Annotated in this window: 20 protein-coding genes, 1 other RNA gene and 1 pseudogene; 13 read left to right on the forward strand and 9 right to left on the reverse strand. The window is 72.3% G+C overall.

Going from position 1 to position 23,038, the window contains the following annotated elements:
* Window positions 1-10: 10 nt before the first annotated feature.
* Both LIU39_RS06755 and LIU39_RS06760 read right to left on the reverse strand, forming a co-directional pair.
* A complete protein-coding gene (locus tag LIU39_RS06755; protein ID WP_227045641.1) occupies window positions 11-649 on the reverse strand; it encodes a response regulator transcription factor in 639 nt (212 codons plus the stop codon).
* 243 nt (window positions 650-892) lie between these two features.
* The gene (locus tag LIU39_RS06760) at window positions 893-1,063 is read right to left on the reverse strand and encodes a hypothetical protein (RefSeq protein ID WP_227045642.1); all 171 of its coding nucleotides are present in this window, start codon (window positions 1,061-1,063) and stop codon (window positions 893-895) included.
* 1,644 nt (window positions 1,064-2,707) lie between these two features.
* Between LIU39_RS06760 and LIU39_RS34840 the strand changes: the two genes are divergently transcribed.
* From LIU39_RS34840 to LIU39_RS06770, 3 genes are all read left to right on the forward strand, one after another.
* A complete protein-coding gene (locus LIU39_RS34840; RefSeq protein WP_264482470.1) occupies window positions 2,708-2,830 on the forward strand; it encodes a hypothetical protein in 123 nt (40 codons plus the stop codon).
* A gap of 563 nt (window positions 2,831-3,393) precedes the next feature.
* A complete protein-coding gene (locus LIU39_RS06765) occupies window positions 3,394-3,738 on the forward strand; it encodes a hypothetical protein (protein WP_227045643.1) in 345 nt (114 codons plus the stop codon).
* A 527-nt stretch (window positions 3,739-4,265) separates the two neighbouring features.
* On the forward strand, window positions 4,266-5,423 hold the full coding sequence (locus LIU39_RS06770) for a Cmx/CmrA family chloramphenicol efflux MFS transporter (protein ID WP_227045644.1): 1,158 nt from the start codon (window positions 4,266-4,268) through the stop codon (window positions 5,421-5,423).
* A gap of 34 nt (window positions 5,424-5,457) precedes the next feature.
* Here the strand turns inward: LIU39_RS06770 and LIU39_RS06775 are convergent, their stop codons facing one another.
* The gene (locus LIU39_RS06775) at window positions 5,458-6,738 is read right to left on the reverse strand and encodes a sensor histidine kinase (protein ID WP_227045645.1); all 1,281 of its coding nucleotides are present in this window, start codon (window positions 6,736-6,738) and stop codon (window positions 5,458-5,460) included.
* Window positions 6,739-7,218: 480 nt separating this feature from the next.
* On the opposite strand from LIU39_RS06775, the gene chsH3 reads away from it, so the two are divergent.
* The 3 genes from chsH3 to LIU39_RS06790 all read left to right on the forward strand — a co-directional run bounded on the left by chsH3 (window position 7,219) and on the right by LIU39_RS06790 (window position 10,265).
* Window positions 7,219-8,103: an enoyl-CoA hydratase ChsH3 gene (chsH3, locus tag LIU39_RS06780; protein WP_227045646.1), complete on the forward strand. Its 885-nt coding sequence runs from the start codon at window positions 7,219-7,221 to the stop codon at window positions 8,101-8,103.
* A 63-nt stretch (window positions 8,104-8,166) separates the two neighbouring features.
* A complete protein-coding gene (locus tag LIU39_RS06785) occupies window positions 8,167-9,243 on the forward strand; it encodes a Zn-dependent alcohol dehydrogenase (protein WP_227045647.1) in 1,077 nt (358 codons plus the stop codon).
* Window positions 9,244-9,323: 80 nt separating this feature from the next.
* Window positions 9,324-10,265, forward strand: coding sequence for a 3-oxoacyl-ACP reductase (locus LIU39_RS06790; protein WP_227045648.1), 942 nt, complete (start codon window positions 9,324-9,326; stop codon window positions 10,263-10,265).
* Window positions 10,266-10,442: 177 nt separating this feature from the next.
* On the opposite strand, the gene LIU39_RS06795 is transcribed toward LIU39_RS06790, so the two are convergent.
* Both LIU39_RS06795 and LIU39_RS06800 read right to left on the reverse strand, forming a co-directional pair.
* Window positions 10,443-10,610: a hypothetical protein gene (locus tag LIU39_RS06795; protein WP_227045649.1), complete on the reverse strand. Its 168-nt coding sequence runs from the start codon at window positions 10,608-10,610 to the stop codon at window positions 10,443-10,445.
* A 152-nt stretch (window positions 10,611-10,762) separates the two neighbouring features.
* A complete protein-coding gene (locus tag LIU39_RS06800) occupies window positions 10,763-12,304 on the reverse strand; it encodes a hypothetical protein (RefSeq protein ID WP_308409351.1) in 1,542 nt (513 codons plus the stop codon).
* Between the two features lie 247 nt (window positions 12,305-12,551).
* Here LIU39_RS06800 and LIU39_RS06805 point away from each other — a divergent pair, with 247 nt between their 5' ends.
* The 4 genes from LIU39_RS06805 (at window position 12,552) to LIU39_RS06820 (ending at window position 16,495) form a co-directional block, all read left to right on the forward strand.
* The gene (locus LIU39_RS06805) at window positions 12,552-13,586 is read left to right on the forward strand and encodes an ABC transporter substrate-binding protein (RefSeq protein ID WP_227045650.1); all 1,035 of its coding nucleotides are present in this window, start codon (window positions 12,552-12,554) and stop codon (window positions 13,584-13,586) included.
* A gap of 99 nt (window positions 13,587-13,685) precedes the next feature.
* Complete coding sequence (locus tag LIU39_RS06810) at window positions 13,686-14,561, forward strand: Nif3-like dinuclear metal center hexameric protein (protein WP_227045651.1); 876 nt, start codon at window positions 13,686-13,688, stop codon at window positions 14,559-14,561.
* Window positions 14,558-15,301: a zinc ribbon domain-containing protein gene (locus tag LIU39_RS35220; protein ID WP_308409352.1), complete on the forward strand. Its 744-nt coding sequence runs from the start codon at window positions 14,558-14,560 to the stop codon at window positions 15,299-15,301. Before LIU39_RS06810 ends, LIU39_RS35220 begins: the two co-directional genes overlap by 4 nt.
* Before the next feature lie 3 nt (window positions 15,302-15,304).
* The gene (locus LIU39_RS06820) at window positions 15,305-16,495 is read left to right on the forward strand and encodes a bifunctional RNase H/acid phosphatase (protein WP_227045653.1); all 1,191 of its coding nucleotides are present in this window, start codon (window positions 15,305-15,307) and stop codon (window positions 16,493-16,495) included.
* A 95-nt stretch (window positions 16,496-16,590) separates the two neighbouring features.
* Here the strand turns inward: LIU39_RS06820 and eda are convergent, their stop codons facing one another.
* Together eda and yaaA are read right to left on the reverse strand one after the other, a co-directional pair.
* A complete protein-coding gene (gene eda, locus LIU39_RS06825) occupies window positions 16,591-17,253 on the reverse strand; it encodes a bifunctional 4-hydroxy-2-oxoglutarate aldolase/2-dehydro-3-deoxy-phosphogluconate aldolase (protein ID WP_227045654.1) in 663 nt (220 codons plus the stop codon).
* A gap of 78 nt (window positions 17,254-17,331) precedes the next feature.
* On the reverse strand, window positions 17,332-18,129 hold the full coding sequence (gene yaaA / locus LIU39_RS06830) for a peroxide stress protein YaaA (protein ID WP_227045655.1): 798 nt from the start codon (window positions 18,127-18,129) through the stop codon (window positions 17,332-17,334).
* Window positions 18,130-18,304: 175 nt separating this feature from the next.
* On the opposite strand from yaaA, the gene LIU39_RS06835 reads away from it, so the two are divergent.
* The 3 genes from LIU39_RS06835 to LIU39_RS06845 all read left to right on the forward strand — a co-directional run bounded on the left by LIU39_RS06835 (window position 18,305) and on the right by LIU39_RS06845 (window position 20,992).
* The gene (locus LIU39_RS06835) at window positions 18,305-19,816 is read left to right on the forward strand and encodes an RNB domain-containing ribonuclease (protein ID WP_227045656.1); all 1,512 of its coding nucleotides are present in this window, start codon (window positions 18,305-18,307) and stop codon (window positions 19,814-19,816) included.
* Window positions 19,817-19,878: 62 nt separating this feature from the next.
* Window positions 19,879-20,305: RNase P RNA component class A (rnpB, locus tag LIU39_RS06840), an RNA gene on the forward strand.
* 363 nt (window positions 20,306-20,668) lie between these two features.
* The gene (locus tag LIU39_RS06845; RefSeq protein WP_227045657.1) at window positions 20,669-20,992 is read left to right on the forward strand and encodes a histone-like nucleoid-structuring protein Lsr2; all 324 of its coding nucleotides are present in this window, start codon (window positions 20,669-20,671) and stop codon (window positions 20,990-20,992) included.
* Window positions 20,993-21,270: 278 nt separating this feature from the next.
* On the opposite strand, the gene LIU39_RS06850 is transcribed toward LIU39_RS06845, so the two are convergent.
* Window positions 21,271-22,155, reverse strand: coding sequence for a PhzF family phenazine biosynthesis protein (locus LIU39_RS06850; RefSeq protein ID WP_227045658.1), 885 nt, complete (start codon window positions 22,153-22,155; stop codon window positions 21,271-21,273).
* Window positions 22,156-22,208: 53 nt separating this feature from the next.
* Window positions 22,209-23,023 (reverse strand): annotated as a pseudogene (locus LIU39_RS06855) (SDR family oxidoreductase).
* Window positions 23,024-23,038 lie beyond the last annotated feature (15 nt).

Consider the following 23,038-nt stretch of genomic DNA (forward strand, 5'->3'; position numbering starts at 1 on the left):
AACCCCTCCGCTACAGCCAGCCGTTGCGCCGGGCCGCCCGTACCGCCTCCATGCGGTTACGGGTACCGGTCTTGCCGATCGCCGCGGACAGGTAGTTGCGCACCGTCGCCTGCGACAGATGCACCCGGCCCGCGATATCGGCGACGGTCGCCCCGTCCACGGCCGCGGTGAGCACATCGCGCTCGCGCGGCGTGAGCGGATTGGGCCCGGCGCTCAGCGCCGCGGCGGCCAGGGCCGGATCGATCACCCGCTCCCCGGCCAGCACCCGCCGGATCGCCGCCGCCAATTCCTCCACCGGCCCGTCCTTCACCAGGAACCCCGACGCCCCGGCCTCCATCGCCCGGCGCAGATACCCCGGCCGCCCGAACGTCGTCACGATCAGGACCTTGCAGGACGGCAACCGGTCCCGCAGGTCCGCCGCCGCGTCAAGACCGCTGCGGCCGGGCAGTTCGATGTCCAGCAACGCGACATCCGGCCGGGTCTCCAGCGCGGCCCCGACGATCAGATCACCCGCCGCGACCTGCGCGACGACCTCCATGTCCTCCTCCAGCCCGAGCAACAGCGCCAGCGCACCGCGCATCATCCCCTGATCCTCGGCGAGAAGGATTTTCGTGGCGCTCACGGGGGGCTCGCCGGACACGTCGGTCATGGGGCCAGACTAGCCAGCAGGAAGCCCCGTCCGGCGCGAGCCGAACGGGGCTGTCCTGCGGGTTGGTCAGCCACAGAACGACGACTTCGCGACGGTCACGTCACGTTGTGCGCGGCTCGGCCGCCGGACATGTCTTCACCGTGCCGCAGCGGGTCAGCCAGGAGGGCCCCGACGACGCGCGAAGACCCCGCCACGGGAGGGGTGTTGGCGGGGCCTGTGCGTACTCCTTGACGTTTCCGTCCGTCAGAGAGGCGGTCCTTTACCGGTGTCGCTGTTGGGTCTGGCGTCGGGGGCGATGAACCCGCGGCCGGCGAAGATGGTCCCCTCGATCGGGGCGACTTCCTGCCGCTGCTCTTGGGTGTCACGCCACGACTGGACGAGCGCGGCGTACCGGGGGTTGATCCACTCGGTCATGTGGCCTCCAATCCGACGGTCAGCCTGCGCCCGGCAACGTCACTTACGGGGATCCTGCGGAGTGGGCATCGGTTTGATGGCGCACTCTGTGGAGTGCTGGCACTTCGCGGTAACAGAGATGAGCGGTTCGCCGACGGGCGGACCCCACAGGTCCTCATCCACCGCGTAGCCGCATCTCGAATCAGCGAGGCGGTGCCCTTCCGCTCAGGGGGCGAGAAACGGTTCCACCAGTGCCGAATAGGTGGTGTCTGAGATCAGTCCGAAGAGGCGGGGAAATTTTACACGCAGGGTGATCGCCCCGTACGTCAGCCTGAAAAGCTCGATCCCATCAACGCAAACAGTGGTGAAGAAAGCGCACCGTAGGGCTAGGTGCGGGAGGCGTTGACCCAGGGGCCCCGGTGTGCGCTTCCATTACGCGAATGGATACCCATCTCCATAAACCTTTTATGGGGGCCGCCACCATGACCGTCCACAACGTGGTGCCGAAATCGGCACAGTGCAGGTTCGCGTGTCGATTGACGCGGAACAGGATCTGGACTCCAGGATCTCGCTCTTCTGCTTCATCAAGGTGGCCTGAGCCCCAGGCGGGGCGTCGCGGAGCGGACGGGCTCGAACCGCCTCTGCCGCCGTGTTCGGCCCCCGTCGTCCATGCCCCAAGAGTGAACAGGGGGACCTGGCACGCTGATTGTCGTTCGCAAGGCATGGCCGCTCGTAGGACAGTCACAGCACTTGCCGCCACCGCAGCGGCCATCGGAACCGGGCTCGCTACAGCGGCACCGGCAGCAGCCGGCGGGATCATCGTCATCGCGTCCCCGTCGCACGACAACGCCTGCGTCAACGGGCACAGCAGCGGCGCATCCGGGCCCACCACACACGGTGCCGGAGGAATCAGCGGGCTGGTCGGGCAAATCCCAACCGAAGGCGCTGAGCCGGCGAGTACAAGAAGTCTCAAGACCGGGCACGGATCGCCCCGAACTCCGTATTCGTCTTGATCCGGTGGCGCCCGTGGCGCAGCACCTGAACGTTCCCGTCCACGTCCTCACCGCCGAGTGACAACGGCCGCACGTGGTCTATGTCCACAGCCCACGCGGCGCACGTGCTCAGGAACCGGTCACGCCATCCGTGCCCCCGCTCGTCCACGCGTCGCCGGAGCCGAGCAGCAGCGTGTCGGTCAGCGCAAGGTGTCCAAGGGTTCACTTCTCTCCTCGGCGAGGAGAACTTTCACGGGGCTCATGGGGCTCACGGGGGGGGCTCGCCGGGGACGTCAGCCATGGGGTCAGGGTGGCCGGCGACCGGTCCGAGTCGGCCCCTGTCGCCTCGCCGCCTTTGTGATCCCCCGATGAAACGGAAGGCAACGCCCTCCCGGGACGTACCGTCTCGTCAGTCGACAGAGCGCCGATCACCGGGCAATTCCGATAGTGGGCACGGGAGTTGAAGATCCGTGAAAGGGAAGGAACATGACGCTCGACATGAAGAGGCGTTCCCTGCGCATGGCCACCATCGGCGCGATGGGAGCGACCGTGGTCGCCCTGGCCACGGCTCCCGCCTTCGCCAAGGGCGGCATCGGCCTCGCCGTGCACGTGGCACACCGTCACCTTCGGCAAGCTGTCCGGCGCCTGGGAGTATGCGAAGGCCAACGCGTCGGTGAAGGCGGCGCACCGTGGCGCCCTTCAGTTCCGTGCCGTGCTGTACGGGTCCGACACCCCGCAGGCCAAGCACCCGGTCGTGGAGCGGACCTCGCCCGTCAAGACGGTCACCGTTCGCTGATACGCGGTACGCAGTGGGCCCGACGCGTCCGTCACACGCGGCGGGCCCCGGCAATGGGGGATGCATACTCGGGCCGCTCCTGTCAGTTGCGATCACCCGTACATTTTGAACTGGATCTGCTCGGAGGCTCCACCGCGAGGCCCAGCACGACGAATTTTCGGGTATTTGCCTCCATCACGGAATATCCGCCCACCACGCCGGGTGCACCCAAGTGCTGAACGCCGCCGTCGATTTCCTGGTCATCGACGACTGAATTCGGCGATAGCGGTTCGGCTGCCGTACGGAGCGCGTCACCGGTACCCGGTTCGCCGGCCGGTGGTGCGCCGTGTGCTGTTGGGGCGGGGTGGGCTGACGGGGGGCGCGGGGGTGGCGTAGCCCCTTCATCGCGGTCGGGGTGTGACGGTCCTTTGCGTAATACCTGGTGCCTGGAGATGACAGGAGGATCGATTCTCCCTTCCCGATCGGGTGACCGGGAGGATTGCCGACGGCGGGCGGGGAAGCTTGTTTCTCGTCACTGTCGCGGCAAGCGTGAGGTGGAAATGAAGCGAGCCAGATTCTTATGGGTGCCGGTCATCGTGGCGCTCACCGCCGGTACGGGTTTCGCCTTTGCTCAGAACGGGCCTGACGAGCCCAATGCGCCGGGGAAGAAGATCCAGCAAACCGTCTACCGCCAGGTATTCGGCCCCAACGTGACACTCCAGCCCGGACAGGAAGGGGGAGTGACGGTCGAGTGCCCCGCGGGGCAGGTCCCCACCGGGGGCGGCGGTGGTACCGGCACCACGGGAAATCTCAACTTCGACTTCTCCTATGCTTCCGGCAGGTCATGGATCATCCGTGGCAAGAATTTCGGAAACGCCGCTGAAGACCTGAGGGCTTTCGCGGTCTGTACGCCGGGCGTTGCCGCCTAGGGCTGGATCGCGTCACAGCCGCACCGTTTCGCGCCGTTCGTGCCGTTCGCTCCGTGCGGGTCAGGACCGGGCCCGTGCGGAGCGTCGCGTCATGGTGTGGTGGCGGTCTCGTCCTGCGCCTCAGCCGAAAAGGGTTGGACGCCGACCTCCGGGCACTCGTACGCTGCGGCCATGTCCAGTCCCGAGGCGTCAAGACTCTAGCCACCGCGTCCGGTGGCCCCTGCTCGCCTCAGCCGCAGAGTTCTGTCCTGCGTGAGTGCCGGGCTGTTTTCCCCGCTTCCGCCACCGGAGCGCCGTAGTACGGGAGTTGCGGTCCGTGCCGGTGCCGATGTGCCTTTCTGGCACCGCCGGACCTCTCCCGCGGTGGTTGCGTGTCTTGCCGCTCACGGTGACGAACTGCCCGATGTGCCCGTCCGGTTGCGGTCCGGGTGCCGGGGTTCCGGCGGGGCGCTGCCTGGCGCCGTGACCACCGCTGCCAGTCGATCCCTTTCCGGTCGATCCACGCCGTGGTTGCGGAGTTCTCTGTCATGCCCTTTGTCATCCATTTGTTGTCCCTCGCCGTCTTCGCCATGGGGACATCGGAGTTCATGTTGTCCGGCTTGGTGCCGGACATCGCCCATGACCTCCGGGTCTCCGTACCGGCTGCGGGCTCGCTGACCGCCGCGTTCGCGGTGGGAATGATCATCGGCGCGCCGCTGATGGCGGCCATCGGCCGCCGCTGGCCCCGGCGCCGCGCGCTGTTCGCCTTCCTCGTCACGTTCCTGCTCGCGCACGTTGTCGCCGCCGTCACCACCAGCTACCCGGTGCTGCTCGCCACCCGGATCGTCGCCGCGCTGGCCAACGCCGGGTTCCTGGCCGTGGCGCTGGTGGCGGCGACCGCGATGGTGGCGGCCGACGCCAAGGGCCGGGCCACCTCCGCCCTGCTCGGTGGTGTCACCCTGGCTTGCGTCGCCGGGGTGCCGGCCGGGGCCCTGCTCGGCCAGCACTGGGGCTGGCGGGCGGCGTTCTGGGCGGTGGCCGCCCTCTCCGTGCCGGCCCTGATCGCCCTGCGGTCGGTGCCGGCCGGTGCGCCCGACGCCGCGGCCCCGGCGCTGCGCGGCGAACTGCGGGCGCTCGGTGCCCCGCGGCTGCGGGTGACGCTGCTGCTGGGCGCCCTGGTGAACGGCGCGACGTTCTGCTCCTTCACCTACCTCGCGCCGCTGGTCACCACCGTCACCGGATACGGCGCGGGCGGGGTGCCGGTGATGCTGGCGCTGTTCGGCGCGGGGTCCTTCGTCGGTGTCCGGGTGAGCGGCCGGTTCGCCGATGTGCGTCCGGTGCCCTTCCTGGTGGCGGGCGGCGCGGCGCTGCTCGCCGGCTGGCTGCTCCTCGCGCTGACGGCCGGCAGCCCGGTGGTCGCGCCGGTCCTGGTCTTCGTCCAGGGCGCCCTTTCGTTCGGCGTCGGCTCCACCCTGATCTCGCAGGCCCTCTACGCGGCGGCCGGGGCGCCGACGCTGGCCGGCGGCTTCGCCACGGCGGCCTTCAACGTCGGGGGCGCACTGGGCCCTTGGTGCGGCGGCCTGGTCATCGGCGCGGGCCTCGGCTACCGCTCCCCGCTGGGGGTGAGCGCCGTGCTGGTGGCGCTCGCGCTGCTCGTCGCGGCGGTGGCGGCCGGCGTACGGGGCCGGGCGGCCGTGGCGGGCTGAGCCGTACGCGTCCGGGGGCGCGCGCCGGGGCCCGTCACGTCTCGACGTCCGCCGCCCGGACCGTCTCGTCCGCCGCGTCCGCCTCGTCCGTCCCTGCCGGCAGTTCGGCGGTCAGGCGGAAGCCGCGGCGGCCGTCAGGGCCGGTCTCCAGGGTGCCGCCGGCCGTGGCCAGGCGTTCGCCGAGGCCCTTCAGGCCGCTGCCGCCGGGCGGGCCGTCCGCCCCGGTGCCGGGTTGCGCCGGGCCGCGCCCGTCGTCGGTGACGGTCAGGCGCGCCCGGTCCCCGTCGGTCCGCACCTCGATCTCGCAGTGGGTGGCGCCGCTGTGCCGCACGGTGTTGGTGACGCCCTCGCGTACCACCCAGCCCAGGAGCGCACCGGTCTGCGGGGGCAGCGGCGGGCCCGACTGCCGTACGGACGGGGCGATGCCTGCGGCCTCCAGCATCGAGCGGGCGCGGTCGAGTTCGGTGGTCAGGCTGCCCTCGCGGTAGCCGCTGACCGCCTCGCGGATCTCGGTCAGCGCCTGCCGGCCCACCGCCTCGATGTCGGCGGCCTGGACGAGCGCGGCGTCCAGGTTGCGCGGCGCCAGCCTGCGGACCGCCTCCGCCTTGACGACCACCACGGACAGGGTGTGGCCCAGCAGGTCGTGCAGATCGCGGGAGAACCGCAGCCGTTCCTTCTCCACGGCGCTGCGGGCGAGTTCCTGGCGGGTGGCGTCCAGTTCGTTGATGGTGTCGAAGAGGCTGAGGACCGCCGCCGTCACCATGCCGGACAGGAACGTGCCGTAGCCGATGCCGAACGCGTCGCCCGGAGCGCCGCCGTGGTGGCCGCTCAGATATCCGGCCGAGCCGCTGAGCGTGATCAGCCACAGGGCCAGCTTGCGCCCGCGCAGTTTCCGTACGGTGCCGGAGGCCAGCGACAGCAGCGGGAAGAACAGGAACCAGTTGCCGCCGAAGCCGAGGGCGACGGCGTAGGTGACCGCGGCCAGCCCGCCGAGCGCGTAGAGCGGGTAACGGGAGTCGCGCCGCCGCGGGTCGAAGGAGGAGAAGACGACGCTGATGTAGAGGGAGTTGAAGGCGAGCAGCCCGGCGCCGGCCAGCCAGGGGTTGCCGGACCTGCCCTGGATGATGTTGGAGAAGGCGCCGAGGCCCATCAGGAGCCAGGGCAGGAAGGTGTATCTGCCGGGCCCCTTGGCGCGGCCGGTGCCGGCTGCCGCCGTGGAGCCGTCCTGGCCCGGCGGCAAGGAGCGGACGGGCCACTCGCCGTTGCCTGACCGGCAGCCGGCCGTGCGCCGCCGTTGCGTGTTCTGCACTGTCATTCCCCCAGGTCAGGTCCGTGCCGCCGATGACGGCTCCGGGACGGTCCCACCACCCGTGCCGGGCGGCGGCGGGCGTGGATGACGCAGCCGCCGAAGAGCGGCAGGGTGACGGCCACCGCCGTCCGGCACGCCGCGCCCTGAGTCCTCCTGGCCGCTGCCGCGTGACCGTTCCGCCGGTGGTCCTCATGTCCAGGAGACTACGGAGCGTGCCCGCGAAAGGGGCAGGGGCGGATGTGGGGGAAGACCCCTGACAAATGTCACGGGGCGGGCCGCGGCGTTGAATCTGACGCTACGTCAGAGGTCTTTCGGGTGTCGGACGGATCGGCTATACATGAGAGCCATCGGCTAGAACGCGTTCTAGAAGTGTGCCTGTAGCGCACCTCGGACGCGGCCCGGCTGAGACCGGTACGACCCCGGCCCCGCCGACGGTGCGGACGGCGGGCCGGGGTCTTCACAGCGTGGTGAAGGAGCAACAGCCCCATGCCCATCGACGCCGCCAAGGCCACCTCCGCCGAGCCGCGGACCTGCGAACTCGCCTGGGACCACAAGGACGTCCAGCTCTACCACCTCGGCATCGGCGCCGGCGCCGCCACCCCGGAGAAGGCGCACCCCGCCACCGACCCCGACGAGCTGCGCTACACCCTGGAGAGCGCGCTGCACGTCCTGCCCAGCTTCGCCACCGTCGCCGGCGGAGGCATGGCGGTGGCCGGCGGGCTGTCCGCCCCGGGCATCGACGTCGACCTCGCGGCCGTCCTGCACGGCGGCCAGAGTGTCACCGTGCACCGCCCCCTCCCGGTACGCGGCCGCGCCACCCAGACCTCCACCGTCCCCGCCGTCCATGACAAGACCAAGGCAGCCGTCATCGTGCTGCGCTCCGAAGTCGCCGATGACGACGGTCCGTTGTGGACCTGCGACACCCAGATCTTCGTCCGTGGCGAGGGCGGTTTCGGCGGCGACCGCGGCCCCTCCGCCCGCATCGACCTGCCCGACCGGGCCCCCGACCTGACCTGCGAGCGGCACATCCGCGAGGACCAGGCCCTGCTCTACCGCCTCTCCGGCGACTGGAACCCGTTGCACGCCGACCCCGGGTTCGCCAAGCTCGCCGGCTTCGACCGGCCGATCCTGCACGGCCTGTGCAGTTACGGAGTCACCCTCAAGGCCGTCGTCGACACCGCGCTCGACGGCGACGTCTCCCGGGTGCGCGCCTACACCACCCGGTTCGCCGGGGTCGTCTTCCCCGGCGAGACGCTGCGCCTGCGCATGTGGCGCGAGGCACCGGAGCCCGGCCGCATCCAGGTCGCGGTCACCGCCGCCGACCGCGACGACGCCCCGGTGCTCGCCGACACCGTCATCGAGCACAGCTGACCCACCGGGCTCTCCCCGGGGCCCGCACCCCGCACCGTCCGTACGTACGAGAGGAGCCGCACCGTGCGCGCAGCCGTACAGCACGAGACAGGACAGGACACGCTCGAAGTCCTCGACGACATCGAGGCGGTGGGGTTCGGCCCCGGCAAGGTCAGGATGCGGGTCCGGGCGACCGGGCTGTGCCACTCCGACCTGTCCGCGATGAACGGGGTGCTGCCGCAGCCCGCGCCGTTCGTCCCCGGGCACGAGGGCGCGGGCGAGCTCCTCGACGTCGGCGACGGCGTCACAGGGCTGGCGCAGGGCGACCGCGTCCTGATGTGCTGGCTGCCCGCCTGCGGCGGCTGTCCCTCCTGCAAGCGCGGCCAGACGCACCTGTGCCTGGCCGGCTTCATGAACGCCGGCACCCCCAACTTCCGGCGCCCCGGAGGAGACGTCTTCGGCTTTGCCGGGACCGGCACCTTCGCCGAAGAGGTCGTGGTGTCCGCCGACTGCGCGGTGCCCATCCCGGACGACGTGCCGTACGAGATCGCCGCGCTCATCGGCTGCGGCGTCACCACCGGCATCGGCGCCGCGGTCAACACCGCCAAGGTGGAGGCCGGGTCATCGGTCGCGGTCATCGGCTGTGGCGGCGTCGGCATCTCCGTCATCCAGGGCGCACGGGCCTGCGGCGCGGCCCGGATCGTCGCCGTCGACCCGGTGGCCGCACGGCGCGAGGCCGCCCTGCGGTTCGGCGCCACCGACGCCGTCGAACCCGCCGAACTCGCCGGCGCCAAGGCCGAGATCACCTCGGGCGAGGGCTTCGACTACGTCTTCGAAGTGGTCGGCAAGTCCGCCACCGCACGGACCGCGTACGAGACGACCCGGCGCGGCGGCACCCTGTGCGTGGTCGGCGCGGGCGCGATGGACGACACCTTCCAGGTCAACATGTTCGAGCTGTTCTTCGACGAGAAGCGGATCCTGCCGTCGCTCTACGGCGGCGGCGACGTCCTGCGGTCCTACGAGCGGGCCATCGCCCTGTGGCGGGCAGGACGGATCGACCTCGAAGGGCTCATCACCCACCGCGTCCCGCTCGCCGACATCAACGACGCCCTCGACCAGATGCGCACCGGCACCTCCCTGCGCACCTGCATCGAGATCTGACACCCGGCACCGGGGCCCGGCCTGGTGCACCGCCGACCGGCAGCCCGTACCGCACTCCGAGAGGAATGGCATTGACTGGCATGGCACTGCCCCTGGACGGCCTGGCCGCCGTCGTCACCGGCGCCGGCCGCGGCCTGGGCCGCGTCGAGGCCCTGGAACTCGCCCGCCTCGGCGCGGCCGTCGTCGTCAACGACTTCGGCAGGCCCGGCCGCGACGGCTCGGGCGAGGCGTCCGCGGCCCCCGCGCAGCAGACCGCGGCCGAGATCACCGCGGCCGGCGGCCGGGCCGTGGCCCACATCGGCGACGTGGCCGACCACGAACAGGCCCGCGAACTGGTCGAGTTGGCGATCAGCAGTTACGGCAAGCTCGACATCCTGGTCAACAACGCGGGCATCCTGCGCGACCGTATGGTCTTCTCGATGACCGAGGACGAGTGGGACTCGGTCATCCGCGTTCACCTCAAGGGCCACTTCAACACCACCCACTTCGCCGCCGCCCACTGGCGCGCCCGCGCCAAGGCGTCCGGGGGCCCGGTACACGGCCGGATCGTCAACACCTCGTCCGAGGCGTTCCTGGCCGGTTCTGCGGGCCAGCCCAACTACGCGGCGGCCAAGGGCGGCATCGTCGGCCTGACCACCTCCACGGCGCTCGCGCTCGCCAAGTACGGCGTCACCGCCAACGCCATCTGCCCGCGCGCCCGCACCCGGATGACCGAGGACGTCTTCGCGGGCTTCGCCGAGCCGGACGACGGACAGCTCGACCCGCTGGCGCCCGAGCACGTCGCGCCGCTCGTCGGCTATCTGGCCTCCCCGGCCGCCGCGGGCGTCAACGGCCAGCTCCTGGTGGTGCACGGCGGCATGGTCGCCATCGCCGAACGCCCGCGGATCGCCGCCCAGTTCAACAGCGCGAAGGACACCTTCAGCTACGCGGAACTGGACGGGCTGCTCACGCCGTACTACGCCGAGCGGCCACCGAACGAGACCTTCGCCGCCGCCGAGGTGCTGGGCCTCAAACGCGGCTGACGACGCGGGTCGGCGCGGCCGGGCGGCGAACGCACCGGCGTGCGCGCACCGTAGGACGGCGGCCGGGCCCGCCGCCGCGGGGGGAAGTCGCCGCGGGGAAAGCCGAGCCGGGAAAACCGACGGCCCCCACGGCCTTCGGATGAAGGCGGCAGGGGCCGTGGACGGGCTCTGGTGCGCTTACGCGTTCTGGGTCTGCTTGCCGCGGCGGTGGCGGCCGTTGGCGGCCGCTTTGGCCTCCTCCGTCGCTGCCGGGCCGCGGTGCCTCCCGGAGCCGGTGGCCTCGGCGGCCTGGGCGGAACCCTCTTGGGGGTGCGCCTCGGTCGTGTCGGTTCGGGCTTCGGACATGAAAAGAGTCACTCCGTCAGTTCGCTTACAGCTGTACGCGTCGGGACCGCCGCGGCGTCACCGTCGGTGGCCGGGTCAACCGGCTGCGCAGGGCGTGTCCGATGGCTCGCCGTGGCGTCGCGGCGACCCATCCGACATGCCGTAGCCCCCGCTCAAATTCTAACGGGGCGGGTGATCACGCTCCACCGGGCCTCCCCGGCCGCGAGCGGTGCCTGCTGCAACGGAACCGGCCTGCACGAAGGGGGATGCGCGGGCGCCGCGAACGGTTCCCATGGTGCGCTGTCCGGTTGTGAGGATGCTGTGCAGCCGTTGTCAGGATCCGGGGGAGTGGGGGCGATCTCCGTGGCGAACCGGGCGATCTTGCCGAAGTCCCGCAAGGGGCGCATGTCGTGTATGCCGGATGTGTCATCGGGATCGCGCAGGCTGCGCAGGCCCTGCATGTTCCGTACGTTCCGCAGGTGTTGGACGTGCTGCAGGTTCCGCAGCTTTCCGGTGTCCCGGGCGGCGGTGCGGGCCTCGGGCGGAACGTCGGGCGGCGGCGCGCCGGTCCGCAGGGGTGCGGTGGTGCCGGTCGTGCGCGCGGTGGGAGGGAGCGCGGGCCGGAGCGTGCCGGGCGGCGCGGGGTGCGGCCGGGCGGCCACCGGCAGCGGCGCGGAGCTGCGGACCCAGTGGCCGCGGGCCGGCTCCAGCGGCACGGCCATCCGGGCCACCCCGCAGGGCACCGCGTCCGTGACGTACGGCAGCAGCAGTTCGCCGCCTGCTGTCCAGCGGCCGGCGCCGGACAGCCACCCCTCGGGCGCGGGCAGCTGCCGCAGCCGCCTGCCCGCGGGCCGCCAGACGCCGAGCGTGCCGCCCTGCGCCGCGTCGAGCCGGAAGGCCACCGCGCAGTTCTCGGGCGTCAGCATCTGCCCCGGCTGCACGGCGAACGGCATCGGCGCGGGATCCGCGGTGTGCAGGGACTCCGGGAAGCGCACCGGACGCGCGCTGCCCAGTACGCCCCAGCCCAGCCGGTCCTGGCCCGGTGCGTCGGACCGCACGATCAGCAGCCCGCTGTCCGGATCGGCAAGCAGCAGCCGGTCGTTGCTCTCCTCGGTGATCGCCAGCAGCAGAGTCGTTTCGCCACCGCGCTCCAGATTGATGGCGACCGTCTTCGTCCGGCCGTCCAACTCCTGGTCGACGGCGAGCAGTCGGCCGTAGTGGTCGAGCCAGACGCCGCCCGTGCAGCGCCCCGGCACCTCGGCCAGGTGCTCGGGGCCGCGGCGGCCGCCGTGCACCAGCCACAGCGACGTCGAATCCTCGCCGGGTGTCAGCGCGTAGCCGTGCCGGCCGCCGGGCGCCGGCGGCAGCAGGGTCAGCTCGGGCGCTTCGATGGTGCCGAGCGGGAGTTCACCGGTCCCCGGTCCTGTCGGGTACAGCAGGGAGAGGGCGAACCGCTCGGCGATCCGCCGCCGGATCAGCACCCGGCCGTCGGCCAGCGGCAGCAGCTCGCTGTCCGGCTCCTCCGGCTGGTTGCCCGGCAGCGGCACGGCATAAGGCTCCGGGCCGTTCATCGTCCAGCGCTCCGGATACCAGCTGCCTGCGGCGTCGTTGTGACGTGCGAGCCGGGCGGCGTACGAGCCGTCGGCGGCGATCGTCAGCGCCGCGCGGTGCTGATGTCCGAGCGCCGTCACGTCCTCCATGACACAGACCGTCATCGGATGGTCACCTCCAGTCAGGAACCGAAGGTAGTTTTCGCACTTCCAGTCGATCAACGAGTGGTGCCGCACTTCACGCGTAAGGATGGCAAAGGTCCGATTCGCCGGTATCGGCAGGGGTGGCTGTGCTGGGTGTTTCACGTATGCGTAAAGTTAGGTCTGCCTAAGTTGTGCACACCGTGCGCTGCAGGTGCGGCTCCGCGCAGCGCGGCGCCGCCCGGCAGCCCGATCTCCCCTGGAGTACGCGATGTCCCTTCGCCGCCGCGGCGCCGCCGCCACCGCACTCGCCGCCGCAGGCGCCCTCGCGCTCGCGGCCTGTGGCTCGTCCGGAGCGGACGAGGGCAAGAGCGGCAACGGCGCGGGCTCCAAGTCCGTTGCGCAGGGCGGCAAGGACTTCGCCAAGGCCGCCGAGGAAGCCGCGAAGATGGGCACCGACGCCAAGCCCGGCGAGTTCCCGCGCACCATCAAGCACGCGATGGGCAGCACCCCGATCGAGTCCGCGCCCAAGCGCGTGGTCGTCCTCGACGTCGGCGAACTCGACAACGTCGTCTCGCTCGGCATCAAGCCGGTCGGCTACGCCCCCACCGAGGGCGACGAGGCGATCCCGGACTATCTCAAGAAGGACGCGGGCCACCCCAAGAGCGTCGGCACCATCAACGGCCTCAACCTGGAGGCCATCAACAAGCTCAAGCCCGACCTGATCCTCGGCAGCAAGCTCCGCGCGGAGAAGCAGTACCAGCAGCTCGCCAAGATCGCCCCGACCGTCTTCTCCATCCGCCCCGGCTTCACGTGGAAGGAGAACTACCTCCTCAACGCCGCGGCCCTGGACAAGACCGCCGAGGCCAAGAGCAAGCTCGCCGCGTACGACGCCAAGGCGAAGAAGCTCGGCGAGGACATCGGCCCGAAGAAGCCGACCGTCACGATGCTGCGCTACATGCCGCAGTTCACCCGCCTCTACGCCCAGCAGTCCTTCATCGGCACCGTCCTCAAGGACGTCGGCCTGCCGCGGCCCGAGAACCAGCAGGTGCAGGACCTGGCCACCGAGGTCAGCCCGGAGAACATCAACCAGGCCGACGCGGACTGGATCTTCACCGGCGTCTACGGCGACCCCAAGTCCACCAAGCGCGACACCGCCGAGAGCAACCCGCTGTGGAAGAAGCTCAAGGCGGTCAAGGACGGTCACGCCAAGAACGTCAAGGACGAGACCTGGTACCTCGGCCTCGGTGTCACCGCGGCCGACAGCGTCCTGGACGACCTGCGCGGCTTCCTCGTCACCAAGTAGCCGACCGGTTCCGGCGGCCCGGCGCACGGATCCGGCCGCCGGTGCCACCGCCCGGGGACGACGGGGCGCAGGGGCACGGGCGGAGGGTAACCTTCCCCCGTGCCCGCACTGTCTGAAGTCCTCACCGCGCTCGACGCCCTCTGGCCCCCGGAGCGGGCCGAGCAGTGGGACGCCGTCGGCACGGTCTGCGGCGCCCCCGAAGCCGAGGTCGGACGCGTCCTGTTCGCCGTCGACCCGGTCCAGGAGATCGTCGACGAGGCCGTCACGCTCGGCGCCGACCTGCTCGTCACCCACCACCCGCTCTACCTGCGCGGGACGACGACGGTCGCCGCCTCGACCTTCAAGGGCAAGGTCGTGCACACGCTCATCAAGCACGACATCGCCCTGCACGTCGCGCACACCAACGCCGACACCGCCGACCCCGGGGTGTCGGACGCCCTGGCCGGCGCCCTGGACCTGCGGATCACCGGCCCGCTGGTGCCGGACCCGACCGACCCGCACGGCCGCCGCGGCCTGGGCCGGATCTGCGAACTGGGCCACCCCATGACGCTCGCCGACCTCACCGCGTACGCCGCCGCGCACCTGCCGGCCACCGCGCAGGGCGTCCGCGCGGCCGGCGACCCGGACCGCATGATCCGCACCCTCGCGGTCTCCGGCGGCTCGGGCGACAGCCTCTTCGACGCGGTGAGGGCCGCCGGTGTGGACGCGTTCCTCACCGCCGACCTGCGCCACCACCCGGCATCCGAAGCCACCCAGAACAGCCCGCTGGCGCTGCTCGACGCCGCCCACTGGGCCACCGAATGGCCGTGGTGCGAGCAGGCCGCGGCCCAGCTCGACGCGGTCTCCGACCGGCACGGCTGGGGCCTGCGCACGCACGTCTCCCGCACGGTCACCGACCCCTGGACCGCCCACGCGGCGTCCGCCCAGCTCTCCAGCCACCCTGAAACAACGCACACCACAGGAGCCCCACGCTGAACGCCGCGCCCGCCGACCAGATCCGCCTTCTCGACGTCCAAGCCCTGGATGTCCGGCTCACCCAGCTCGCGCACAAGCGCAAGAACCTCCCCGAGCTGGCCGAGCTCCAGGCACTGGAGGCCGACCTCATCCAGCAGCGCGACCTGCTCGTCGCCGCCCAGACCGAGGAGAGCGACACCGCTCGCGAGCAGACCAAGGCGGAGCAGGACGTGGACCAGGTGCGCCGGCGCGCCGCCCGCGACCAGCAGCGCCTGGACTCCGGCGCCGTCACCTCCCCCAAGGACCTGGAGAACCTCCAGCGCGAACTGACCTCGCTCGCCAAGCGCCAGGCCGCCCTGGAAGACGTCGTCCTGGAGGTCATGGAGCGCCGTGAGGCCGCCCAGGAGCGGGTCGCCGAACTGACCGGCCGGGCCGACTCCGTCCAGGCCAAGGCCGACGACGCCACCGCCCGCCGGGACGCCGCCTGCGGCGAGATCGACGCCGAGGTCGAGACGGTCAACAAGGAGCGCGAGCTGACCGTCGCCGACATCCCGGCCGACCTCCTGGGGCTCTACGACCGGCTGCGCGCGAAGCAGGGCGGCGTCGGTGCCGCCCGGCTCTTCCAGCGGCGCTGCGAGGGCTGCCGCCTTGAGCTGGACATCACCGAGCTGAACGACGTACGGGCCGCGGCCGCCGACACGGTCGTGCGCTGCGAGAACTGCAGCCGCATCCTGGTGCGCACCCCCGACTCGGGTCTGTAGGCCGTGCCGCGCAGGTTCATCGTCGAGGCGGACGGCGGCTCCCGGGGCAACCCGGGCCCGGCCGGATACGGCGCCGTCGTCATCGACCCGGCGACCGGCGAGACGCTGGCCGAGGCCGCCGAGTACATCGGCACCGCGACCAACAACGTCGCCGAATACAAGGGCCTGGTCGCCGGGTTGCGGGCGGCGCACGCGCTCGACCCGCAGGCGCTGATCCAGGTGCGGATGGACTCCAAGCTCGTCGTGGAGCAGATGTCGGGGCGCTGGAAGATCAAGCACCCGGACATGCGGCCGCTCGCCGCCGAGGCTGCCGCGGTCCACCCGGCCGGCCAGGTCTCGTACGAGTGGATCCCGCGCGAGAAGAACAAGCACGCCGACCGGCTCGCCAACGAGGCGATGGACGCAGGGAAGATCGGCAAGCAGTGGCAGCCGGGCGACTCCCGCGCCGCCCTCGCCACCGCCCGCAGCGGCGCCGTCCGCGCCGCGGACGCGGCGGCCGAAGCGGCGGACAGCGCGACGGCCGCCGCTGCGCCGAGCACCCCGGCGGTCGGCTGGGGCACCGCCGATCTCGGCGCGCCCGCCACGTTCGTGCTGCTGCGGCACGGCGAGACCGCGCTGACCCCGGAGAAGCGGTTCTCCGGCAGCGGCGGCACCGACCCGGAGCTGTCACCCGCAGGACTGCGGCAGGCCGAAGCGGCCGCGGCCGCCCTGGCCGCCCGCGGCACCGTCCAGGCCGTCGTCAGCTCCCCGCTGCGGCGCTGCCGGCAGACCGCAGGCACGGTCGCCGCCCGGCTCGGCCTGGACGTCCGCATCGAGGACGGGCTGCGCGAGACGGACTTCGGCGCCTGGGAGGGGCTGACCTTCGCCGAGGTGCGCGAGCGGCACCCCGAGGACCTCACGGCCTGGCTGCACTCCGCCAAGGCGGCACCCACCGGCGGCGGCGAGTCGTTCGCGGCGGTCGCCCGCCGGGTGGCCGTGGCCCGCGACAAGCTGATCGCCCGGTACGCGGGCCGGACCGTGCTCGTGGTCACCCACGTCACGCCCATCAAGACCCTGGCCAGGCTGGCACTCGGCGCACCGCCGGAGTCGCTGTTCAAGATGGAGCTGTCCGCCGCCTCGCTGTCCGCCGTCGCCTACTACGCGGACGGCAACGCCTCGCTGCGGCTGCTGAACGACACCTCGCACCTGCGCTGAACGACACCCTGCGCGGCCCCGTAAGGCAACGGGCCCGGCGCTCCGCCTCGTACGGGCGGGGCGCCGGGCCCTTCGGCATCCCTGCCGCGCCGCGGTCAGACCGCCAACGCCGCGGCTTCCCTGGCGAGTTCGGTGACCCGGCCCCAGTCCTTCGCGGCCAGTGCGTCGGCCGGGAGCATCCAGGTGCCGCCGACGCAGCCGACGTTCGGCAGTGCCAGGTACGAGGGCGCGCTCGCCAGGCCGATGCCGCCGGTCGGGCAGAACCGGGCCTGCGGCAGCGGCGCGGACAGCGACTTCAGGTAGGCCGTGCCGCCCGCTGCCTCGGCAGGGAAGAACTTCAGCTCGGTGACGCCCTCGTCCAGCAGCGTCACCACCTCCGACGCCGTCGAGACGCCGGGCAGGAACGGCACTCCTGAGTCCCGCATGGCGCCCAGCAGCCGGGGCGACCAGCCGGGGCTCACCAGGAACCGGGATCCGGCCGCGCGGGCCGCGGTCACGTGCTCGGGCGTCAGCAGGGTGCCGGCGCCGACCACGGCATCCGGGACCTCGTCGGCGATGGCCCGGATGGCGTCCAGCGCGGCGGGGGTCCGCAGGGTCACCTCGATCGCGGGCAGGCCGCCGGCGACGAGGGCGCGGGCGAGCGGAACGGCGTCGGCGGCGTCCTGCACGACGACGACCGGGATGACGGGGGCGAGCCCGAGGACCGAGGAGGTCTCGGCGGGCGCGGGGGAGGAGGCGGCGCTAGTCACGCCGCCCATAGTGCGCCCTCGCCCCACTCTCCGCAACGGTCATTGCGCATGTTGCAATGACGAAATAATGGCCGCCCGCGGCACATCTCACAGCTCCGTGACGATCACATCCACCGCCCACGCCCTGCCGCCCTTCGCCGGAGCCTCGGCCTCCACCGCATACCCCAGCCCGCGCAGCGCCTCCACCAGCTCCGCCGGTCCGTCCGGCGCCGCCCCCGCCGTCAGCAGATCGCGCACCAGCCGACCCTTCGTCGCCTTGTTGAAGTGGCTGACCACCGACCGCTTCTCGACCCCGTCCACGATCTTCGACTGGAGCACCCGCACCGTCGCCGTACGCCCGGCGACCTCGCCCTTCGGCTTCCACGCCGTCGCGTACGCCGCCGACCGCAGATCGAGCACCAGATGGTCACCGGCCACCGCGGGCAGCACCTCGGCCATCGGCGCCCGCCAGTACGCACCCAGCGCGCCCAGCGCCGGCAGCTTCACCCCCATCGAGCAGCGGTACGACGGGATCCGGTCACCGATCCGCACCGCGCCCCACAGCCCCGAGAACACCAGCAGCGACCGCTCGGCGCGCTCCCGCGCCGCCGCATCCAGGGTCGCCAGGCCCAGCGCGTCGTACAGCACCCCGGTGTAGATCTCCCCGGCCGGCCGCGCCCCGGCGGTGCGCAGCCCCGCGTTCTTCGCGATCTCGCCCCGCAGCCCGTCGCTGAGCCCCAGCACCTCCTGGGCCTTGGCCTCGTCCGCGGCACACAGCTCGACCAGCTCCGCCAGCACCGCCTCGCGCGGCGCGGCCAGGCCCGGCAGTGACAGCGACGCGAGATCCAGCGGCGCCCCGGCCTTCCCCGCGGCCTTCCCTTCGGACGGCGGCAACAGCACGAGCACGGCGTTCTCCTTCACGGCGGTACGGCCGGGCCCGCCCGTTCGGCACGGCCCCGGAAAAGGGTAGGGCGGGGCGGCACCCGCCGGGAAACCGCCGCCGGCGCCCTTACCGGCCGGCGTTCGCCCGCCCCGCCGTCACGCCGCGCCGCGACGGCCCCGCCGCCATACGCTCGGTGCCATGCCCCGTCGCCATATGCATGTGACCGACGCAGCGGAGGCACCGCTGCGTGCCGCGCTGCGTGAGCTGCGCTGGAAGCTGGAGATCCCGGAGCATTTCCCGCCCACCGCCCAGGCCGAGGCGGACAGCGCGGCCCTCGCCCCGCGCATCCCGACGGCCACCGGCGACGTGGTCACGGTCGACACCCTCACCGACGTCACGGACCTGCCGCTCTTCACCATCGACCCGCCCGGATCCCAGGACCTCGACCAGGCGATGTTCCTGAGCCGGCGGACCGCGGCCGGAGCCGCCCGCCCCACCGCCCGCAGCGGCTTCCGCATCCACTACGCCATCGCCGACGCCGCCGCCTTCGTCACCCCGGGCGGTGCCCTCGACGCCGAGGCACACCACCGCGTCACCACCCTCTACGTCCCCGACGAACGCGTCCCGCTGCACCCGTACGCGATCAGCGAGCGCGCCGCCAGCCTGCTGCCCGACCAGGACCGCCCGGCCGTCCTGTGGGAGCTGGACCTCGACGCCGACGGCACCCTCACCGCGGTATCCGTCCGCCGCGCCCTGGTCCGCTCCCGTGCCCGGCTCGACTACGCCGGCGTCCAGCGGACCCTCGACGACGGCACCGCAGAGGAACCGCTCGCCCTGCTCCGCGACATCGGCCTCCTGCGGGAGGAGCGGGAGGCCGCACGGGGCGCGATCTCGCTGCACGTCCCCGAGCAGGAGATCGTCGAGCGGGACGGCAGCTACACCCTCGCCTACCGCGCCCCGCTCCCCGCCGAAGCCTGGAACGCCCAGATCTCCCTGCTCACCGGCATGGCGGCGGCCGACCTGATGCTCGCGTCCGGCACCGGCATCCTGCGCACACTGCCCACTGCACCGGACGGCTCGGTCGCCCGGCTGCGGCTGACCGCCCGCGCCCTCGGCGTCGACTGGCCGCACCACACCTCCTACGCCGCCCTCATCCGCGCCCTCGACCCGCACCGCACCACGCACGCCGCCTTCCTCCAGGAGTGCACCACCCTGCTCCGCGGCGCCGGATACACCGCCTTCGACGGCACCGCGCCGGACCCGGCCGACGCGGTGCACTCCGCCGTCGCCGCGCCCTACGCGCACGTCACCGCCCCGCTGCGCAGGCTCGTCGACCGCTACGCGTCCGAACTGTGCCTGGCCGCGTCGGCCGGAACCGGCGCGCCCGACTGGGTCCGCGGCGCGCTGCCCGCCCTCCCGGCCACCATGGACACCGGCAACCGGCGCGCCAATCAGGTCGAGCGGGAGTGCGTCGACCTCGTCGAGGCCGCGCTGATGCGGGGGCGGCTCGGCGAGACCTTCGACGCCCTCGTCGTCGAGGTGCAGGAGAACGACCGCACCCAGGGCACCGTGCACCTCTACGACCCGGCCGTGATCGGACGGGTCGCCGCCCCGCCCGACGGCCCCGGCCTCCCGCTGGGCGACCGCATCCGGGTCCGCCTCGCGGACGCCGACCCGGGCCGCGACCCGGTCCGCTTCACCCCGGTGTGACGGCTCACGGACCGGCCGTCCGGTACGTGCCGCCGGCCGGGTAGCATGGTCGGCACGGCGGACGAGCCGGCCGGGCGGCCGCGTGGGGATCGGGTGTCTTCGGACATTCCGCTCCTCCCGAGGAACGTCCGGGCTCCACAGGGCAGGGTGGTGGGTAACACCCACCCGGGGTGACCCGCGGGACAGTGCCACAGAAAACAGACCGCCGGGGCCGCGAGGCCCAGGTAAGGGTGAAACGGTGGTGTAAGAGACCACCAGCCTCCGAGGTGACTCGGAGGGCTCGGTAAACCCCACCCGGAGCAAGGTCAAGAGGGGCCGACGTCCTGAAGAGGCGCCGGTCCTGCGCGGACGATCGAGGGCTGCCCGCCCGAGTCCGCGGGTAGACCGCACGAGGCTGCCGGCAACGGCAGTCCTAGATGGATGGCCGCCTCCCCTCGGCCCGCCAGGACCGGGGGAGACAAAACCCGGCGTACAGGCCGGTCTCGTCCGCCGGTCTGCTCACTCAAGGCCCCTTGGCCCGGCACTTCGCCAGGTCAGGGGGCCTTTGCGCGGGGCAGTGCGGCCGGCCCGCAGCCCGGCCGGGGTGCCGCGCGGATCCGGGCGGCCGGAAAGTCCCGGCCCGCCGATAACCCGAAACCCGGATATGCGGTGGACCGAGATGATCTGCCGGATGACAGAAGAAGACGGACTCGGACAACTCCGAAGCCATCGGGAAGTCTGTGAGCGAAGTCCGTGCGCGAAGTCCGTGAACGCAGACGGTGAACGAGGTCGTGAACGGAGCCGGGTGAAGGCCATCGGCGGTGCTTTTCCCCTGGTGTTGTAGGGGGCCCATTCGGCCGTACAATCACGCTCATGGCACAGAAAGTAATCACCATCTACACGGACGACCTCACGGGCGAAGAGTCTTCGGAGGCCGCGACCCACACCCTCTCCCTGGACGGTGTGACGTACGAACTGGATTTGGGTCCTGACAGCTACGACCGACTGCTGGAGGCCATGGCGCCTTTCACGAAGGTCGGCCGGCGGACCGGGAAGGCCCGTAAGCCGCGCAATGCGTCGGCGAGCAGTGAGGACACCGCGGCCATCAGGGCGTGGGCCAAGGAGAACGGCTACAACGTCAACGACCGCGGTCGCGTTCCCGCCGACATTCGCGAGGCATACGCAAAGGCGAAGTAGCGGCGTGCACAACCGTCGTTCCCGCGGAGAGTGCGACCGTCCGCGGCCGGCGTTCCGTCCGTTCCCGGGCTCAGGAATTCCGGGCAGAACGGGTAATGACAACGTAAAGCGGAGCGGCTGCGGAAATCGTGAAGGCGGCTTCGTGAAGCCCCGGCGGGTGGTATTGCGGATACCGAACCCGGCCGGACCGGCATTCCTTCACACGTCGCGGACTTACCGCCCATGGGCCCCCTTCCGGTCACCGGAAGGGGGCCCATGGCGGTAATGGCGGGGCGGTGTCAGGCGGGGATGGCCGTCGCCGTGCCGCCGACGTGCGAGCGGGGGTCGCCGTCGCGCAGCCCGACGGTCAGCACACCGGGGCGGCCCAGGTCATGGCCCTGGTGGAGGGTGAGGGTGACCGGGGCGGTGACCACGCCGAGGGTGCGGGCGTAGGCGCCGAACGCGGCGGCCGCGGCGCCCGTCGCCGGGTCCTCGACGACGCCGCCGACGGGGAACGGGTCGCGCACGTGGAAGACGGACTCGCTCTCCCGCCAGACCAGCTGGAGGGTGGTCAGGTCCAGGCGCCGCATGAGGGCGGCCAGCCGCTCGAAGTCGTAGTCAAGGCGCGCCAGGCGGTCGCGGGTGGCGGCGGCGAGCACGAGGTGGCGGGCGCCCGCGTAGGCGATGCGGGGCGGCAGGCCCGGGTCCAGGTCGGAAGCGGGCCAGTCCAGCGCCGCCAGGGCCTCGGCGACGTCCTCGTCGGCGACCCTCGTCACCTGCGGCTCGACGCTGGTGAGGGTGGCGTGCAGGGCGCCGTCCTGCTCGCGGACCGTGACCGGTACGGGGCCGGCCTGGGTGGCGAAGAGCAGGTCGCCCGCGCCGATGCGTTCGGCGAGCGCGACGGAGGCGGCGACCGTCGCGTGCCCGCAGAACGGCACCTCGGCGAGCGGGCTGAAGTAGCGGACGGTGAAGGCGCGGCCCGCCTCGCCCAGGCCCTCGGGCGGCGCGGTGAGGAAGGCGGTCTCGGAGTAGCCGAGTTCAGCGGCGACGGCGAGTTGCGCGGTGTCGTCCAGGCCGCTCGCGTCCAGGACGACACCGGCCGGATTGCCGCCCTCGGGGTCGTCGGAGAAGGCGGTGTAGCGCAGGATCCCGGGGGTGGCCCCGGCGTCGTCGTCGCGTGTCATGGCGGGGAGAACCCGGCTGCCCTGCGGGCTATTCCCGTGCCGGGCCCGCGCCGTCAACCCCGCCCGATGTACGGCATGTTCGTCGCCATCACCGTCGCGAACTGGACGTTGGCCTCCAGCGGCAGGGCGGCCATGTGGACGACGGTGCGGGCGACGTCGGCCGCGTCCATCACCGGCTCGGGCGCGGTCCGCCCGTCGGCCTGGAGGATGCCGCTGCGCATCCGGCCGGTCATCTCGGTCGCCGCGTTGCCGATGTCGAGCTGGCCGCAGGCGATCCGGTACGGACGGCCTTCCAGGGAAAGGGACTTGGTCAGGCCGGTCATGGCGTGCTTGGTCGCGGTGTAGGCGAGGGACTGCGGGCGCGGCACATGGGCGGAGAGCGAGCCGTTGTTGATGATCCGGCCGCCCTGCGGGTCCTGGGCCTTCATCGCACGGAAGGCGGCCTGTGCGCAGAGGAAGGCGCCGGTGAGGTTGACGTCGACGACCGCCCGCCAGGCGTCGTAGGACAGTGCGTCCAGGGCCACCGGGGGGCCGAAGGTGCCGGCGTTGTTGTGAACAGCAGGTCGAGGCGGCCGAAGCGGTCGTGGACGGCGGCGAAGAGGGCATCGACGTCTCCGGGGCGGGTGACGTCGGTGGGGACGGTGAGGGTGGCGGGCGCGCCGGTGCGGCCCGTGCCCGCGGCGGTTTCCGCCAGCGCGTCGGCGCGCCGGCCGGCCAGCGCGACCTGCCAGCCGGCCGCGGTCAGGGCCTGTGCGACGGCCCGTCCGATGCCGGATCCGGCGCCGGTGACCACCGCGACGCGTGCGCCGTCCGCCGTCCCGTCCCCCTGCCGGGCGGGCCGGCCCGATGCCTGGGTGTGCTCAGTCATGGCGGCAGGGTAGGC

Origin of the sequence: Streptomyces pinistramenti (genome assembly GCF_020564935.1) — a bacterium.
GTDB lineage: Bacteria > Actinomycetota > Actinomycetes > Streptomycetales > Streptomycetaceae > Streptomyces > Streptomyces pinistramenti.

Bases quoted from the DNA above. Each gene is read 5' to 3' on its own strand.
- LIU39_RS06790 (WP_227045648.1), top strand. From the start codon at position 9,324: ATGGCACTGCCCCTGGACGGCCTGGCCGCCGTCGTCACCGGCGCCGGC.
- LIU39_RS06760 (WP_227045642.1), bottom strand. From the start codon at position 1,063: ATGACCGAGTGGATCAACCCCCGGTACGCCGCGCTCGTCCAGTCGTGG.
- LIU39_RS06775 (WP_227045645.1), bottom strand. From the start codon at position 6,738: ATGACAGTGCAGAACACGCAACGGCGGCGCACGGCCGGCTGCCGGTCA.
- LIU39_RS06770 (WP_227045644.1), top strand. From the start codon at position 4,266: ATGCCCTTTGTCATCCATTTGTTGTCCCTCGCCGTCTTCGCCATGGGG.
- LIU39_RS06805 (WP_227045650.1), top strand. From the start codon at position 12,552: ATGTCCCTTCGCCGCCGCGGCGCCGCCGCCACCGCACTCGCCGCCGCA.
- eda (WP_227045654.1), bottom strand. From the start codon at position 17,253: ATGGGCGGCGTGACTAGCGCCGCCTCCTCCCCCGCGCCCGCCGAGACC.
- LIU39_RS06755 (WP_227045641.1), bottom strand. From the start codon at position 649: ATGACCGACGTGTCCGGCGAGCCCCCCGTGAGCGCCACGAAAATCCTT.
- chsH3 (WP_227045646.1), top strand. From the start codon at position 7,219: ATGCCCATCGACGCCGCCAAGGCCACCTCCGCCGAGCCGCGGACCTGC.
- LIU39_RS06850 (WP_227045658.1), bottom strand. From the start codon at position 22,155: ATGACACGCGACGACGACGCCGGGGCCACCCCCGGGATCCTGCGCTAC.
- LIU39_RS06795 (WP_227045649.1), bottom strand. From the start codon at position 10,610: ATGTCCGAAGCCCGAACCGACACGACCGAGGCGCACCCCCAAGAGGGT.
- LIU39_RS06845 (WP_227045657.1), top strand. From the start codon at position 20,669: ATGGCACAGAAAGTAATCACCATCTACACGGACGACCTCACGGGCGAA.
- LIU39_RS06800 (WP_308409351.1), bottom strand. From the start codon at position 12,304: ATGACGGTCTGTGTCATGGAGGACGTGACGGCGCTCGGACATCAGCAC.
- LIU39_RS06835 (WP_227045656.1), top strand. From the start codon at position 18,305: ATGCCCCGTCGCCATATGCATGTGACCGACGCAGCGGAGGCACCGCTG.